The organism is Zobellia sp. OII3, from assembly GCF_002211465.1.
Taxonomy (GTDB): domain Bacteria; phylum Bacteroidota; class Bacteroidia; order Flavobacteriales; family Flavobacteriaceae; genus Zobellia; species Zobellia galactanivorans.
In genome coordinates, this window is the sequence record NZ_MWRZ01000004.1 from 270,451 (window position 1) to 286,687 (window position 16,237).

The following is a 16,237-nucleotide window of genomic DNA, read 5'->3' on the forward strand; positions in this document are numbered from 1 at the left end:
GGATAAATCGTTTTTGCTAGCGTAGTTCCGCTCCCAGTTCGGTTTGATACGTTTTCTGCAATTTGCCCATAATGCGATCGATTTGCTTGTCGGTCAATGTACGCTGACTGTCTTGCAAAGTAAAGCTTACCGCATATGACTTTTTGCCTTTTGGAAGTTTGTCGCCTACATATACATCAAAAAGGTTGATGTCTTTCAATAACTTCTTCTCGGTCTTTCTACCTAAATCGTATACTTGTTTAAAAGAAACGGCGTCGTCTAGCAATAGGGCCAAGTCGCGTTTTACCTCTGGGTATTTAGGGATTTCGCGATAGGTGATGCTGTTTTTTTGGGCCAAGGCAATTACGTTGTCCCAATTGAAATCGGCATAGAGAACTTCTTGTTTGAGGTTCATCTTCTTAAGGATTGATTTTTTAATCAATCCAAAAGAAACTACTTCCTTGGTGTTGACAGCCAGGCTGAGTCCTTCCGAGAATGCACTGTTCGATGTTGGCTCAGAGATGGCATCGGTAATTCCCAAGCGGGCCAAGATATTTAAGACTATCGATTTTAAATAAAAGAAATCGATGGCTTTTACTTCCCTTGACCAATTGCTCTCGCTGCGGTTGCCGGTCAGGTAAAGACAAAGGTGTTTGTCTTCTATATACTTTGTGTCTTGTTGTTCGTACGATTTCCCGAACTCAAAAAGTTTTAAGTTGTGCTTTTTCCTGTTGTTGTTGTAGAGTACGGTCTCAAGACCGGTATATAACATAGAACGACGCATTATCGAGAGGTCGTTGCTCAACGGATTCAGCATTTGAACACTTTTCTCATCTGTTTCGGACTCATCAATGAGTTGGGCGTTGGCTGGAGCGGTCAAACTGTTCGTCATGATTTCATAGAAACCCTTTGAGGCCAATAAATCACCTATAACGGTTTGTAACCTATGATCGTCGAACTTTGAAACCGGTGCGGTGGAAGCGTTTAGCTTGGTGCCAAAATCTATATTATTATAACCGTAAACACGTAAAATTTCTTCAATAACATCTACTTCCCTTTGTACATCTACGCGGTATGAAGGTATTGAAAGTCCGAGTCCGGCTTCGGTAACGCTTTTTACCTTAATGTCCAGTGAGGTCAATATCGATTTGATCGTATCTTGTGGGATTTCCTGTCCGACCAAGGAATAGGTTTTTCTGAAGGTCAAGAAAACTTGATGTTCGTCAAAACGTTTAGGGTAAAAATCGATAATGTCGGAAGTAATATCGCCTCCTGCGATTTCCTTTATCAATAAAGCAGCACGTTTTAGGGCGTACTCTACATTCTCAATATCGATACCTCTTTCAAATCTAAAAGACGCATCGGTGTTCAAGCCGTGTCTTTTAGCGGTCTTGCGAATGGAAACAGGGTTGAAATAGGCGCTTTCAAGAAATATCGAGTTTGTTTTTTCGGTAACACCTGTGTTTATTCCTCCAAAAACTCCTGCTATACACATAGGTTTTTCAGAATCGCAGATCATTAGGTCGTCTTCGTGCAAGGTACGCTCTTCCCCGTCTAGGGTCATAAATTTAGTCCCTGCCGGTAAAGTTTTTACGATGACTTTTTTACCGTGGATGCGATCGGCATCGAAGGCATGTAAAGGTTGACCGAGTTCGTGCAAGACATAATTGGTGGCATCGACCACATTGTTGGTGGGGTTGATACCGATGGCCCGTAACCTGTTCTGTAGCCATTTTGGCGATGGCTTTATCGTTAGGTTGCTTAAGGTAATACCGGCATAACGAGGTACTAGTTTACTATCTACCACATCAACTTGCAGTTTTAGCGAACGGTTGTCTACATTAAACTGGCTAATGGAAGGGGTAATCAATTCTTTATTGATCTCTTTTTGTATGAGTCCCGCTTTCAGGTCCCTTGCTACGCCATAATGGCTCATGGCATCGGCACGGTTAGGGGTAAGGCCTATTTCAAAGACTTCGTCTTGTTCGACATCAAAGATTTCGGAACAAGGAGTGCCCGGTTTTAGTTTGCTGTCGAGTACAAGAATGCCTTCGTGGTCAGAGCCTAGTCCGAGCTCGTCTTCGGCACATATCATACCGTGGCTTTCTTCGCCCCTTATTTTTCCTTTTCCTATTTTCCAGACCTTTCCCTCAGGAGTGTACAATTTCGTGCCGACCGTGGCAACGGGTACTTTCTGGCCTTTGTCTACATTGGGCGCTCCACAAACGATTTGCACCGGAGATTCGGCACCTATGTCTACCGTGGTTACTTTTAATTTATCGGCATTCGGATGTTTGGTGCAGCTAAGTACATGGCCTACTACAATACCCTTAAGTCCGCCTTTGATGGATTCAAAAGGGGTAATTCCTTCAACTTCAAGGCCTAGGTCGGTTAGAAGCTCAGCTGTTTTTTGGGAATCCCAATCAAGTTTTAAAAATTGTTTTAACCAGTTATATGAAATCTGCATCGGCTAGTTTTAGAGCGGGTAAAGATAAAACAATGCATTAAGACATTCAATATGCATGGCAACTGAATTAATTATTTTTTTGTTGTAAGTTTTGGGCGTATATAACGATTCTAACAGAAAAGACGAAAGAATGAAGAAGTTGCTATGTATGGTTTCGCTTTTGAGTGCCCTTATTTCCTGTAAGGACGAAACACAACCTGAATTGTCGGAAGGGGTATGGAGAGGGAAACTCAGTGTAATGGAGGGTGAAAAACTGCCTTTTAATTTTTTGGTTGAAAGGGAAGACGATGCGTATAAGATGCAAATTTATAATGCCAGTGAAGTCATCGTTGTTGATGAAATCGAGCTAAACGGCGATTCGATACGGATACATCCGCCTGTTTTTGAGGGATACATTTCGGGAACGTTTACACCGGAGCGGATTGATGGTGATTTTAGAATTGAAAGTTTAGATAGGGTAGTGCCTTTTGAGGCCAGTTTTGGGGAAACGGAACGTTTTTCCGCCAAAAAAACCGCAGACGTAAATGTTTCCGGTATTTGGGAAACGGAATTCACTCCTGTGGATCTTGAGGCGTATATGGGAAAAGGCATATTTGCCCAAGACGGGAATAAGGTAACGGGGACATTTAGGACAACAACGGGCGACTATCGTTATTTGGAAGGCGTAGTAATGGGCGATTCCTTAAAGTTGTCGGCATTTGATGGGGCCCATGCCTTTCTGTTCACGGCCCAGGTAACCGATAGTAGCTTAAACGGGGTGTTCTATTCGGGAAATCATTCCAAGGAAACTTTTGTGGGGAAGCGTAACGAGGGCTTTGAGCTGCCGCCTGCCGATTCGCTTACATTTTTAAAGAAAGGGTATGATAAATTTTCATTTTCATTTCCCGATATCGACGGTACAATGGTGTCTTCCGAAGATGAACGATTTAAGAACAAGGTGGTAATCGTACAAATTTTAGGCTCTTGGTGTCCGAACTGTTTGGACGAGACCAAATTTTACGTCAATTACTTAAGGGACCATAATCTCAAAAACCTTGAAGTAGTAGGCTTGGCCTTTGAATACGCCAAGACAAAAGAAGGAGCCATAAAAAGTATTGAAAGGCTCAAGCAGCGTATAGGGGTAAATTATCCTATTCTATTGGCACAGTACGGAAGCTCCGATAAAGATATGGCGCAGAAAAAACTACCGATGCTTAATCGGTTATTGTCATATCCAACTACGATATTCATCGATAAGGAAGGAAAAGTACGCCATATACATACCGGGTTTAACGGACCTGCTACCGGTGAAAAATACATAGAGTTTCACAAAGAGTTCGATACACTTTTGCATGAACTGCTAAGTGAATAAGGGCGTTTAGATAATCGTTGACTTTCCTAGGCCGATGTTCTCATCGTTAATGCTTGGATTGTCGTCAGACTCAACAATGTTTTCCGAAATAAAATCGCCTACGTAGTCCGTACCATATTTGCTGCTTCCCAAAACGTCCGTTGTCACTACTTTCTTGACAAAAGATTTATGCACGGCGGCTACGATGGCATTTGCTTCTTCGTCAAGTCCAAAGTGCTGTAATAACATGGCGGAACTGAGAATTGAGGCAACCGGATTGGCGATGTTCTTTCCTTTGGCCTGTGGGTAGGATCCGTGAAAAGGCTCGAACATGGCATTTTCCAAGCCCACCGAAGCGGAAGGAAGAAGGCCTACCGAGCCTAGGATGACACTACCTTGGTCGGAAAGGATATCACCGAACATATTATCGGTCAGTATAACATCAAATTGGCGCGGGTTAAGCATCATTTGCACCGCGGCATTGTCGATAAACAGACATTCAAAGGATATGTCAGGATAGCTCTGGGCTATATTGGTAACGGTTTTACGCCAAAGTCGCGATGACTCGAGCACGTTGGCCTTGTCGACAAGGGTTACTTTTTTACGTCTTTTTTTTGCCGCTTTAAAGGCTAAATGGGCAATTCGGCTTATCTCGCTTTCCGAATAGGTGCAGAGGTCCGATGCCGTGGTTCCATCTTCACTCAGTGTTTTTTTTCCAAAATAAATACCTCCTGTAAGTTCCCGAAAAATAACGAGGTCGGTATGATCTACGATATTTCGCTTAAGCGGGGAATTCTCTAAAAATGCAGGAAACATTTTAATGGGTCTGATACTGGCAAAAAGGCCTAGTTCTTTGCGTAACCTTAATAGTCCTTGTTCGGGTCTAACCTTGGCTTCTGGGTTATTATCATACTCCAAGGCACCGATGGCGCCGAATAAAATAGCATCGGACTCTTGGCAAAGGGCCAATGTTTCGTCGGGTAACGGTCGTCCAGACCCTGTCATGGCGATAGCGCCAAAGGGAGCTTCAACGAATTCAAACCTATGATTAAAGGTTTCTTCGATTGCTTTTAGGCATTTTACCGATTGGGCCAATACTTCGGGGCCAATGCCATCGCCGCCAAGAAGGGCAATTTTTAGCTGCATCTAGAGATATTTTAAGTATACCAAGTTCATTGCCATTGATTTGATTCGATAGCAGAGGGCTAAGATTAAAAATTTTAATGACATTACGGTCAAAAAAACGATTAAAATGAAAACGGTATAAAATCTCGAATAGTCTCTAAGAAATACTGTTTAAGGTAATTTTGCTGGACTCTATAATTTTCGGAATATCTTGGTCGGAAATTTCCTTGTTTTTGTCGGCAAATTTCAAGAATTCTTGGTAGACCTCGTCAAGTTGAAGCTTCGTAAGCTCGAATCCTACCAATTTGGCCCTATAGGCCAAGGCGGCCCTACCGCTTCTGGCGGTAAGCACAATGGATGATTCGTTTACCCCAACATCTGCCGGATCAATAATCTCATAGGTTTCCCTGTTCTTGATTACGCCGTCTTGGTGTATTCCAGAACTATGGGCAAATGCGTTGGCACCAACAATGGCCTTGTTGGGCTGTACCATCATTCCCATTTTTTGGGAGACCATCTGGCTCGTGTCGAAAAGTAACTTACTGTTGATATTGGTATCAAGACCTAGGCTAGGGTGTTGTCGTAAGATCATGACAACCTCTTCTAATGACGTATTCCCGGCTCTTTCTCCAATACCGTTTATGGTACATTCGATTTGACGTGCGCCGTTGATGACACCGGCAATTGAATTTGCCGTGGCCAGACCGAGGTCGTTATGGCAATGGCATGAAAGTACGGCCTTGTGGATTCCGGTTACGTTTTCCTTTAGGTATTTTATTTTGGCACCGTATTCTTCGGGCAAACAATATCCCGTTGTATCAGGTATGTTTAGAACGGTGGCTCCAGCTTTTACTACGGCTTCGCACACCCTGGCCAAAAATTCGTTGTCGGTACGTCCCGCGTCTTCCGCATAGAACTCTACGTCTTCAACAAAGGTCTTGGCATAGCTTACCGCATCTATGGCCCGTTCGATGATCGCCTCTCGGTTCGAGTTGAACTTGAACTTGATGTGTGAGTCGGACGTACCGATACCCGTATGTATACGTGCTCTTTTTGCCGGTTTCAAGGCTTCTGCCGCTACTTCTATATCTTTTCTTACCGCACGGGTCAATCCACATACCGTGGCATTTTTTACCAGTTCGGCTATTTGGGTAACAGATTTAAAATCTCCAGGACTCGATATAGGAAAACCGGCCTCAATAATATCTACTCCCAAATCGTCCAATCGTTCTGCGATGACCAACTTTTGTTCGGCGTCTAGTTTGCAGCCGGGCACTTGTTCCCCATCACGAAGTGTTGTGTCAAAAATCTGTACCTTCTCTTTACTCATTATATTTGTGTAGTTTAGCTAACTTAGAAACTTTTTGCAACTTTGTTCAATGTACAAATATCATATTTTGTACCGTTATTTCAATATTTTTTGATAACCTTAGCCTTAATCTTTTGGGTAGGTCGTAAAACGAAAAGTGCTATTCAGTGCAATACGAATATATGACCAATAGTACAGACTGCCTAGTACCCATAAGAAATAGTACAACGTTAAGTCGGTTTTTAGTGTATGTAAGAAGCTAACATAGAGCAAATTAAATAATATTTTTTACGATGACAAATGCGCACAGAGATGCCTTGTTCGTTCTGGTAAAGTCGCTTTCGAAATCAGAAAAGCGACAGTTTAAATTGTATGTGGGTCGCTTGGGAGTGAATACCGATGCCAAATTTTTGGCACTGTTCAATCTCATGGATAAAATGAAGAAGTACGATGAGAAGACCATTTTGGAGAGTGGTATCGTTAAAAAAGCCCAATTATCAAACTTAAAGGCGCATCTATATAAGCAGATTTTGGTTAGTCTAAGGCTTAACCCGGTGAACCAGAACATACGTGTTCAAATTCGGGAGCAATTGGACTTCGCTACGATTTTGTATCAAAAAGGACTTTATAAGCAGAGCTTAAAAATTCTTGATAAGGCCAAATCTACGGCCATAGAGAACGAAGAGAAGAATATTGCCTACGAAATAGTGGAGCTTGAAAAAATAATCGAGACCCAATACATTACCCGCAGTATTCCCGACCGCGCCGATGAGCTGGCCGTGCAGGCCAAGGAATTATCGGCACAAAATGTAATGACCAGCAAGTTGTCGAACCTTTCGCTACAATTGTACGGCATTATGCTAAAGGTGGGATATGTGCGTAGTGATGAAGATTATGTGAAGGTGAACAAGTACTTTGAGACCCATTTGCCGAAATATAAATTGAAAGAACTTGGCTTTAGGGAAAAACTCTGGCTCTACAAGGCACATCTATGGCACAGTTTCTTGATTCAAGATTTTCTTTCGTCTTATAAGTATGCAAGTAAATGGGTAGACCTGTTCTATGAACATGAAGAACAGATAAAGTTGAACCCCGTTTTTTTCCTGAAAGGAAACCACTATTTGTTGGAATCTATTTTTTATGTGAAATACAGTTCGCACTTTAAGGAAGTTCTTGAGCGTTTGGAAGCGGTTGTAGAGAGCAAAAGCTTCCCGAAAAACGACAATATAGCGTCTTTGTCCTTTCTTTATATCAATGCGAACAAATTGAACCTTCATTTCTTGGAGGGTACCTTTAGCAAGGGCCTGTATCTAGTGAAAATAATAGAATACGGCATAAACAAACACAAAGACCGTATAGATGCCCACCACATTATGGTGTTGTACTACAAAATTGCGTGTCTGTACTTTGGAATAGGCGACAATAAGACCTGTATTCAATACCTCAAGAAAATTATCAATAACAAAAACCTGAAAATGCGTGAAGACCTCATGTGTTTTGCCAGGGTTTTAAGTCTGGTGGCGCATTATGAAGCGGGCATGGACTATCACCTTGAGGTGCAGTTAAAGAGTACCTATAAGTTTTTGTTAAAGATGAACGACCTTCACGCCGTTCAAAAGGAAATGATCAAATTTTTGAGAAACTTGGGTAATATTTTCCCTAGCGACCTGCGAAACGAATTTCAAAAATTACATACCGAGCTTAAGAAATACGAAGATCACCCTTATGAAAAAAGGGCATTTCTGTATTTAGACATCATCTCTTGGTTAGAGAGTCATCTAGAGAACAGGCCCGTGGCAGATATTATTCGAGAAAAGGCCATGGCCGTAAAAAGATAGTATTTGGCAGCGAGCTCGTCTTTTAGCATAAAGAATTTTTTAGAGATCAACTTGGCGATGCTGCTTCTGAGTACCTCGGGGCCTTTTGGTAAATTTATAGCCTTACCGGTTCCCGTGACCATTGGTATTCGTGCATTTATAACGCTTGCTTTATTATTTCTGTACTGTCGGTTCAAGGGAATTTCATTCGGTCTTAGCAGTAAGGACAGAAGCCCCATAATTATAAGTGGTATTCTTATGGGAGGCCATTGGTTGGCTTACTTTGTGGCCTTGCAAATGTCCAACGTTGCCATAGGGATGTTGTCTTTGTTTACTTATCCTGTCATTACGGCTTTTTTAGAGCCTTTGTTCTTAAAGACCCGATTTCAAAAAATGCATTTGGTGCTGGGGTTTTTGGTCCTTTGTGGAATTTATTTTTTGGTGCCCGATTTCAGTTTTGATAACAGTTATACCATAGCTATCGGTTTTGGGGTGTTTTCCGCACTTTGCTATGCCGTTCGCAATCTTATTCTAAAGACAAAAGTAGATAGGTACCAGGGTTCTGTGCTGATGGTATACCAGATGGTCATTATCTGTCTTATGCTGATTCCCGCATTTTTTTACTACGATTTGGAAGCGGTGCCCGATCAATGGAAAGGATTGCTGGGCCTAGCGGTGATTACGACCGTTTTTGGACATACGATGTTCATCAATTGTTTTAAATATTTCTCCATTACCACAATAAGTATTTTAAGTAGCGTTCAACCGGTCTATGGTATTCTGATCGGTGCCTTGGTGCTTTCTGAGATTCCGGTATGGTCTACGGTTGCCGGCGGATGCTTGATATTGGCTTCGGTAATTGTTGAAAGTGTTCGTTCTTACCGTTAAAAATGGTCGTTTGTCTGGTTATATTTCGTAACCGTTGTATAGAATACAATTGAATGGCCTACATGATTGAAAAATTGTCAATTTTTTTGGGTATCGATTGCAAAATTCAACCTTTGTGGTAATTTTGAAGGTCAGTCTTTTCGAAAATTGCCAAGAAACAACACATTCAAAACTGCCATTTGAAATATAGTTAAGGGCTCTGGCTACGGAGCGGTTTCACAAAGTTTGTTTCTCTACTGCATTACTTGTCATGCCCTCTACCTAAAACCGTTATCGAATAACCTTAATATAACCAACAATGAAGAAGAAACGAATACCTGTTTTTTATTGTAATAGGAAGTTTACTCCTATTAAGCTTTCAAGTTCTCAACAACCAACTCCATTTATTACAGTCGCCAGGTGCGGTAATCGAAGATTATGTAGAGCCTGATTACGAGTTGGGCTCGGGGCATATCGATTCTTTACTTCCCTTGCCAGTGGTGAAAGATGGGGAAAGAACCCCCTTTGACCTATGGCGTTACGGAGGGAAGGACAAAACTTCCTTTATGCAACCCGACTTGCCTATGGAATGGGAAGAATGGCTTGAATTTCATAAAAAGCAAAAGCCGGAATTGATGGCCGATATTAGGGATTATATGAATTCGCGCTATAATTTTACGAACGAATCATACGAAGGGAAATTCATGTCTGGGGGAAGAAAACCCATTATGAAAGGTCCCGTGTCAAGATTGCCAAAAGGCATCGGATCATTCGAAGAACTCGCCCAACTATCGCCGGACGAAATTAAGGAAAGGGACTTGTTCCCCTTTAAACCTTTGGCACACCCATTGGCTTCAACGGCCCACATGGTTTTTCCAGACGCTTGGAACAAGGTACACCCCGAACACGTGCGTATCGATTTAGATCACGATTATCCTGATGCTTATTTGCCCGAATTTCCTGCGCCGATGTTTTTGACCACCCATAAGGAACTGGGAGATGTAACCAATGGACGCGAGGTTACCTTTGCCAATTATTACGAAATATTTAACGGACTCTTGACCCCGGAACAAATGGAGGGCTTAAAGGAGCTGTTAAGGCCTACTCCTACAGGTTGGTTCAATCATACGACCCACAGGGTTACCGTCGAGCCGAGTGCCGGTGTAGCCTGTTTTTCGTGCCATGTAAACGGTCATACCAATGGAGCTTTTGAATTGGCGCCCGACAGCAGACCACAATTGTCACGTCTTCGAGTAGGTACGCCTTCCATGCGTGGAAATTACAATATGATGCAATTTGCCTCAAAACGATCCATACGAAGCATGGACCATTTTGCGGAAGTAGAGGAATATTTTGATGGCGATCCCGGAATGATGCAACATATTGGTCCGCGTGCGCACCAAAAAGTGGTAGCGAATCGGATGGGAGATTTCAACGCCTTGTTGGATTTTCCGCCTGCGCCAAAATTAGATGCCATGAACCGGTTGATTCCTGAAAAGGCGACCAAACAAGAACTTTTGGGCGAAAAATTGTTTCATGGAAAGGCTAAATGTGTAAGCTGCCATAGTGGTCCGGCCTTTGTGGATGATTATTTACACGATTTAAAGGTAGAACGTTTTTACAAGGGAAGACCTGAAGGTCCGATCAAAACATTTGCCTTAAGGGGTATAAAGGATTCGCCCCCATATTTGCACGACGACCGTCTTCCGACCTTGGACGATACGGTAGAGTTTTTTAATCTGGTTCTAGAACTAGAATTGAGTAAGGAAGAGAAGAAGGCACTTACCGCATATATGATGTGTCTCTAAGCTTATACGATTGCCACTAGGTACGTATGGGGTTCTCCGTTTCCTTTGCCTGTGAGGGGAAGCCATACGTACTTAGAGGCATTGTCTCTTTTTTCTTTTAAAGATCGGTAGCGGAGTCTTTATTTCTTTTCTTCCTGTTGGTTGATTCCCTGAGGCAAATTACCTTCTTGATATTGGTTGATGAGTCCGTTCCCCAGTTTTTGGAACTCTTCGTTTTGGGCCATTTGACGTACTTTTACAGGGTCGAAATCCCCATTGAAATAGAGAAAGGATGCGTTTTGGTTATTGTTGTTATAAATCAATATTTCCTTTACGGCATTTCTTTTCTCGCGTATGCTCACCACGTTTCGTTTGAGTTCATCGTTTTTGCGATAGACTTCGATAAAAGAATTGTCGGTAATACCGTTCATCTGTTTGTTCAAGAATTCTGTTTTGGCCGCGGTCGTACTGGGAAATGACATATAGCGCAAATCTTTCGTAGTACCTATAAGCGATTTCATTTCGGGAGAAATGCCACCAATAAGCGAAAGCATAAACCGGGGTACCCGCACAGCGGTAACATGGTCGTCTTCTTTATGGGCGTTGTAAAAACTGTCGATTGAATTGTAGGTGCTGCAAGATGCGAGCAGTACAAGACTGCAAATAAATAATGTTCTTTTGATCATGGTCTTGTGTTTATACAGTTAAATATACTGTTTCTAACAACAAGCGTTCCAAATCGGGTCTTCAGGTGGTTTGGCCACGATTTCTACAGGTTCTTTTCTCACCGGATGGATAAAGGAGAGTCGTCGTGCGTGCAGGTGTATGCTTGCGTCGGGATTGCTTCGGTCAAAGCCGTACTTTAGGTCTCCTTTTATGGGGCAGCCAATGGCGGCCAACTGCGCCCTGATTTGATGGTGGCGGCCTGTGTGTAAGTCGATTTCAAGAAGGTAGTAGCGGTCTAGCTTTTTTATCACCCTATAGTCTAAAATGGCTTTTTTGCTATCCGGAACTTCTTTGATATGGGCGTACGACTTATTCTGTTTATTGTTGCGTTTGAGATAATGGGTAAGGGTGTCCTCGTTTTTTTTAGGTTTATTTTTGACGATGGCCCAATAGGTCTTTTTCGCCGCTTTTTCGGCAAAAAGTTTATTGAGGCGGGGCAGGGCCTTTGAAGTTTTTGCAAAAACCACTATACCGGATGTCGGGCGGTCGAGCCTGTGGGCTACGCCTAGATAGACGTTGCCGGGTTTGTCGTATTTTTCCTTGATGTACAGTTTAACGACCTCGCTTAAGGGCATGTCTCCCGTTTTATCGCCTTGAACAATATCGCCCGGTCTTTTGTTGATGGCAACGATATGGTTGTCTTCAAACAATACCAAGAGGTTGTTTGGGTCGGAAAGGAGTTTACGGGCCACTAGAGCTATAAATTAGATTAGGACAAACCGGTATGGAGACGGATGTCGGATAGTTATTAATACTGCTCTTCGTCGTTCGGGAAATCCCTATTTTTTACGTCCTGTACGTATTGAGAAATGGCACTGCCCATTTCTTCATAAAGGTTCATGTATCGACGTAAGAACCTAGGGTTGAATTCATGGGTCATTCCCAATAGGTCATGAATGACCAAAACTTGTCCATCAGCGTGCTTTCCCCCACCGATACCGATAGTGGGGATTGAAATACTCTCCGAAACTTTTTTGGTCAAGGCGGCCGGAATCTTTTCGAGCACGATGGAAAAACACCCAAGTTTTTCAAGAAGTTTGGCATCTTCCATCAATTTTTCGGCCTCTTCCTCTTCCTTGGCACGAACGGTATAGGTTCCGAATTTATAGATAGATTGTGGGGTGAGTCCTAAGTGTCCCATTACCGGGATACCGGCTTTCAATATTTTTTTTACCGATTCCTTGATTTCGATACCTCCTTCGAGTTTTACGGCATGTGCCCCGCTTTCCTTCATAATACGGATGGCCGAACGAAGGGCTTCCTTCGGGTCACTTTGATAGCTTCCGAAAGGAATGTCTACCACGACCAATGCCCTTTCCACGGCACGTATAACCGAGGTGGCATGATAGATCATTTGGTCAAGGGTTATGGGTAGGGTGGTTTCATGGCCGGCCATTACATTACTGGCGGAATCCCCTACCAGAATAACATCAACATTGGCAGAATCTACAATCTTGGCCATAGAATAATCATATGCGGTAAGCATTGATATTTTTTCGTTGTGTTTTTTCATGTCTACAAGAGACTTGACCGTTACTCTTTTGTATTCTTTTTTTGCCGTTGACATATGTATTTTGTTTTGGTGGGATAAATGTAAGGAAAATGTTGGGTTTCCGAGATATGTAGGCTCCTTTGCTTATCGGTCGTTCAATCCATAACGGGGGTAAAGTACTCGCGCTAAAGCGAATATTTATTAAATTTGGTAAAATTGATACCAATGAAAAAACTACTCATACTGCTTTTTTGCCTCCTTACCTTTGGGGGATATGCCCAGGAAAATGAAGAAATGGCCGTTAAAAATACGATTGACGCTTTTTTTGAAGGGTTTCACCGTCAAGATTCGGTTCAAATAAAAAAGACGATAGCCGGTAATGTGGTCATGCAAACCATTGCCAAGGATGAAATGGGGAATCCCTTAGTAAAGACACAAGCTTCTTCCGATTTCTTGAAATCTATTGTCGCGATTCCGGAAACTACAAAATTTGAAGAGGTCATCAACACGTATTCCATTCAGATAGATGGCCCGATGGCCCATGCCTGGACACCTTATACCTTTAATTTAGATGGGGTGTTTCACCATTGCGGGGTAAACTCCTTTCAGTTGGTGAAAGATGCCGAGAAGGGGTGGCAAATCGTTTACGTTATTGATACCCGACGAAAAGAGGGATGTGAATAGCTAGAATTAAAAAAAAAGACGGATTGCAAAACCCGTCTTTTTTCGTTTTTGAATTGGTTATGATTAAACCTTCCAGCCGTCACGGTAGGTTCTACCAACAAATTGGTTGGCTTCTTCCAAATTGGTGATTCGCATGTTCTCGCCGTCCCATAGCAACTTCTTTCGGGCGAAGAAATCCATATTACCCTTACTGTCCTCTTTCCTCAACAAATAACTGCGAATGGCCAAATTGCCCATAAGAACGGTTTCCGTCATTGGGCCCGCATAATCGAACGAAGAGGTCAGGGCCTTGTGTTCATCGCTGTTGAAGCCTGCTTTACACGCATCGACCCATTTTCGTTGGTGACCGTATTCAGGTTCTTCGTTTGGCTCGGTTTCAGGACCGAATTCGGTCGTGCCGTCGTTCAGGTATAGTTTCGGGGTGAGGGGACTACTATCGTTGATGTTGGTGGAAATAATTCCTTTTTCACCAATGATGAGTACACCATTATAGCTTCCGGGGCCTCCAATGTCGTTGTTGGCCGGGATAATATCGGGATGCGAAGGTCTAATGCCCCCATCGCTCCATGTCATTTCAATCGGTTTCTTTGTTTTTTCGGTGGCGCCAAAGTGAAGGGTTATAAATGAGGAGGCGGGGCAGCCTTCAGGGTGGTAATCCGCGTCCCACATTTGTGAATAGACCGAACCTACACTGCATTCGGCATCTGTGGGATATTTTAAGCCTAGGGTACGAAAAGGAATATCGATCAGGTGACACCCTACATCGCCAAGGGCTCCCGTACCGTAATCCCACCAGCCCCTCCAGCTAAATGGGTGTAAGTTGGGGGTATAGGGCCTTTCGGGTGCGGGTCCGAGCCAAAGGTTCCAATCTAAGCTGTCAGGCTTTAGATTGGGGTCTGGGGCCTGCATGGCGCTTCCTTGTGGCCATACGGGGCGGTTGGTCCATACCTGAACTTTGGAAACGGCGCCAATGGCGTCGTCATCGATCCATTTTTGAACCATCCCCAAAAGTGGGTTGGAGCCGCCCTGGTTTCCCATTTGGCTCACAATTTTATGGTCTCGGGCCATCTGTGTGAGTACACGTGCCTCACGAATATTGTGTGTCATGGGTTTCTGTACATAGACGTGTATGCCCCTTTCCATAGCATAGGCAGCGGCAGGGCCATGAACGTGGTCGGGAGTGGAAATGGTAACGGCATCGATGCCTTTTTCCTTATCTAGCATTTCACGGTAATCGGCATACAATTTTGCCTTGGGAAAATTCTCTACGGATTTTTTGGCAGAGCCCGCGAAATCTACATCACATAGGGCCGTTACTTTTTCCCGGCCATTTACCGAAGCGTTAAAGATATCACTAGAGCCTTTGCCACCCGCACCAATGGCAGCTAGGTTTAAGCGGTCACTGGGGGCTAGGTAGCCCGGGCCGCCCAGAACGTGTCTGGGTACAATAAAGATAGAAGAAGCTATGGCTCCCTTTTTTAGAAAAGACCTTCTTGAGTTGGTTGGTGGGTTGTTTTTTTTGTGAGCCATTGGTTTTTACTTTTTAGTTGAATTTGTGAATGGTCTCTAAAGTTAATTAAATTTTAATGACAGCAATTAAAAGTTGGTATCGATATAGTATTATGATTCGCTAAATAAATCATGAACTAAATGTTAGGTATTTTCTATATTTATCGCTTTAAAAAATTAATAATATGAAAATGGGATTGAAATTATTTGGGGCAACGCTAGGCTTGTTGTTATCGGCGATTACAATAGGTAATGCCCAAGAGGCAAAATCGTTAGAGGGCAAATGGGATATGGTTATAGAAAAAGACGGTAAGCAATTGCCTTCTTGGTTAGAGATAAGGCATTCGGGTACGAATACCTTGGTCGGTAGTTTTGTCTATGCCTTCGGTAGTGCAAGGCCTATTGCCGAGGTTAAGGTCAAAAATGATATTTTCAATTTTACCATACCGAAACAGTGGGAGCCGGAAGGAACCGATATGGTGTTCACAGGAAGGCTGCAAGGAGAAGAACTTAAAGGAACGATGATTTATACCGATGGAAAACCTTATAGTTGGTCTGCGGTCAGGGCCCCAAAATTGGAGTATGTTGAGAAAGCGAAATGGGGAAAATCAAAAGACCTTTTCAATGGAAAGGATTTAAGCGGTTGGACGGCCATGGGAGAAAACCAATGGGTAGTTGAAAATGGGGTGCTGAGAAGTCCGAAATCGGGAGCGAACTTGGTGTCCAATGAAAAGTTCAAGGACTTTAAACTGCATGTGGAGTTTAAGGTTCCGCCCGGAAGCAATAGTGGGGTGTATTTAAGAGGTCGTTACGAAGTTCAGATTACCGATGATAAAGGTTCTGATCCGTCAAATGTATTGTTTGGGGGAATTTATGGCTTTTTAACACCGAACGAAATGGCGGCCAACGATGCGAGCGAATGGCAAACCTACGATATAACCTTGATCGGGCGTCGTGTAACCATAGTCGCCAATGGAAAAACCATAATCAACGATCAAAATATACCAGGTATTACCGGTGGGGCCTTAGATAGTAATGAAGGCGAGCCCGGTCCGTTTTTGATTCAAGGGGATCATGGCCCAATTATGTTTCGAAAATTTGAAGTTACTCCAAGGGTAGAGAAGTAAGCTTGATCATGTATTTTT

13 protein-coding genes are annotated in these 16,237 nt (G+C 43.0%); 6 read left to right on the forward strand and 7 right to left on the reverse strand.

Annotated elements, in window-relative coordinates:
* Window positions 1-16 precede the first annotated feature (16 nt).
* Window positions 17-2,446 carry a phenylalanine--tRNA ligase subunit beta gene (gene pheT, locus B4Q04_RS13785; RefSeq protein ID WP_013996048.1) on the reverse strand — a complete coding sequence of 810 codons (2,430 nt, stop codon included), beginning with the start codon at window positions 2,444-2,446 and terminating at the stop codon, window positions 17-19.
* 130 nt (window positions 2,447-2,576) lie between these two features.
* Here pheT and B4Q04_RS13790 point away from each other — a divergent pair, with 130 nt between their 5' ends.
* Window positions 2,577-3,797, forward strand: coding sequence for a peroxiredoxin family protein (locus tag B4Q04_RS13790; protein WP_088697176.1), 1,221 nt, complete (start codon window positions 2,577-2,579; stop codon window positions 3,795-3,797).
* Between the two features lie 6 nt (window positions 3,798-3,803).
* On the opposite strand, the gene leuB is transcribed toward B4Q04_RS13790, so the two are convergent.
* The gene (gene leuB, locus B4Q04_RS13795; RefSeq protein WP_013996046.1) at window positions 3,804-4,922 is read right to left on the reverse strand and encodes a 3-isopropylmalate dehydrogenase; all 1,119 of its coding nucleotides are present in this window, start codon (window positions 4,920-4,922) and stop codon (window positions 3,804-3,806) included.
* Between the two features lie 136 nt (window positions 4,923-5,058).
* On the reverse strand, window positions 5,059-6,231 hold the full coding sequence (locus tag B4Q04_RS13800) for a 2-isopropylmalate synthase (protein ID WP_013996045.1): 1,173 nt from the start codon (window positions 6,229-6,231) through the stop codon (window positions 5,059-5,061).
* Window positions 6,232-6,503: 272 nt separating this feature from the next.
* Here B4Q04_RS13800 and B4Q04_RS13805 point away from each other — a divergent pair, with 272 nt between their 5' ends.
* The 3 genes from B4Q04_RS13805 (at window position 6,504) to B4Q04_RS13815 (ending at window position 10,702) form a co-directional block, all read left to right on the forward strand.
* Window positions 6,504-8,048 (forward strand): hypothetical protein, encoded by a 1,545-nt coding sequence (locus B4Q04_RS13805; RefSeq protein WP_013996044.1) that lies wholly within the window; start codon window positions 6,504-6,506, stop codon window positions 8,046-8,048.
* A 3-nt stretch (window positions 8,049-8,051) separates the two neighbouring features.
* A complete protein-coding gene (locus B4Q04_RS13810; protein WP_236631022.1) occupies window positions 8,052-8,915 on the forward strand; it encodes a DMT family transporter in 864 nt (287 codons plus the stop codon).
* A 545-nt stretch (window positions 8,916-9,460) separates the two neighbouring features.
* Window positions 9,461-10,702 (forward strand): cytochrome C, encoded by a 1,242-nt coding sequence (locus B4Q04_RS13815; protein WP_236631023.1) that lies wholly within the window; start codon window positions 9,461-9,463, stop codon window positions 10,700-10,702.
* 119 nt (window positions 10,703-10,821) lie between these two features.
* On the opposite strand, the gene B4Q04_RS13820 is transcribed toward B4Q04_RS13815, so the two are convergent.
* The 3 genes from B4Q04_RS13820 to panB are packed head-to-tail and all read right to left on the reverse strand — an operon-like array spanning window position 10,822 to window position 12,974.
* Entirely contained in the window at window positions 10,822-11,367 is a 546-nt protein-coding gene (locus B4Q04_RS13820) for a DUF4252 domain-containing protein (protein ID WP_013996041.1), read from the reverse strand.
* Between the two features lie 33 nt (window positions 11,368-11,400).
* Entirely contained in the window at window positions 11,401-12,099 is a 699-nt protein-coding gene (locus B4Q04_RS13825) for an RluA family pseudouridine synthase (RefSeq protein ID WP_013996040.1), read from the reverse strand.
* A 56-nt stretch (window positions 12,100-12,155) separates the two neighbouring features.
* A complete protein-coding gene (panB, locus tag B4Q04_RS13830; RefSeq protein ID WP_013996039.1) occupies window positions 12,156-12,974 on the reverse strand; it encodes a 3-methyl-2-oxobutanoate hydroxymethyltransferase in 819 nt (272 codons plus the stop codon).
* Window positions 12,975-13,124: 150 nt separating this feature from the next.
* On the opposite strand from panB, the gene B4Q04_RS13835 reads away from it, so the two are divergent.
* Window positions 13,125-13,583, forward strand: a complete 459-nt coding sequence (locus tag B4Q04_RS13835; protein WP_013996038.1) for a hypothetical protein — start codon at window positions 13,125-13,127, stop codon at window positions 13,581-13,583.
* A gap of 63 nt (window positions 13,584-13,646) precedes the next feature.
* On the opposite strand, the gene B4Q04_RS13840 is transcribed toward B4Q04_RS13835, so the two are convergent.
* A complete protein-coding gene (locus B4Q04_RS13840; RefSeq protein WP_088697127.1) occupies window positions 13,647-15,113 on the reverse strand; it encodes a Gfo/Idh/MocA family protein in 1,467 nt (488 codons plus the stop codon).
* 170 nt (window positions 15,114-15,283) lie between these two features.
* Between B4Q04_RS13840 and B4Q04_RS13845 the strand changes: the two genes are divergently transcribed.
* Window positions 15,284-16,219 carry a DUF1080 domain-containing protein gene (locus tag B4Q04_RS13845; RefSeq protein ID WP_046288149.1) on the forward strand — a complete coding sequence of 312 codons (936 nt, stop codon included), beginning with the start codon at window positions 15,284-15,286 and terminating at the stop codon, window positions 16,217-16,219.
* Window positions 16,220-16,237 lie beyond the last annotated feature (18 nt).

Bases quoted from the DNA above. Each gene is read 5' to 3' on its own strand.
- pheT (WP_013996048.1), bottom strand. From the start codon at position 2,446: ATGCAGATTTCATATAACTGGTTAAAACAATTTTTAAAACTTGATTGG.
- B4Q04_RS13790 (WP_088697176.1), top strand. From the start codon at position 2,577: ATGAAGAAGTTGCTATGTATGGTTTCGCTTTTGAGTGCCCTTATTTCC.
- leuB (WP_013996046.1), bottom strand. From the start codon at position 4,922: ATGCAGCTAAAAATTGCCCTTCTTGGCGGCGATGGCATTGGCCCCGAA.
- B4Q04_RS13800 (WP_013996045.1), bottom strand. From the start codon at position 6,231: ATGAGTAAAGAGAAGGTACAGATTTTTGACACAACACTTCGTGATGGG.
- B4Q04_RS13805 (WP_013996044.1), top strand. From the start codon at position 6,504: ATGACAAATGCGCACAGAGATGCCTTGTTCGTTCTGGTAAAGTCGCTT.
- B4Q04_RS13815 (WP_236631023.1), top strand. From the start codon at position 9,461: ATGCAACCCGACTTGCCTATGGAATGGGAAGAATGGCTTGAATTTCAT.
- B4Q04_RS13820 (WP_013996041.1), bottom strand. From the start codon at position 11,367: ATGATCAAAAGAACATTATTTATTTGCAGTCTTGTACTGCTCGCATCT.
- panB (WP_013996039.1), bottom strand. From the start codon at position 12,974: ATGTCAACGGCAAAAAAAGAATACAAAAGAGTAACGGTCAAGTCTCTT.
- B4Q04_RS13835 (WP_013996038.1), top strand. From the start codon at position 13,125: ATGAAAAAACTACTCATACTGCTTTTTTGCCTCCTTACCTTTGGGGGA.
- B4Q04_RS13840 (WP_088697127.1), bottom strand. From the start codon at position 15,113: ATGGCTCACAAAAAAAACAACCCACCAACCAACTCAAGAAGGTCTTTT.
- B4Q04_RS13845 (WP_046288149.1), top strand. From the start codon at position 15,284: ATGGGATTGAAATTATTTGGGGCAACGCTAGGCTTGTTGTTATCGGCG.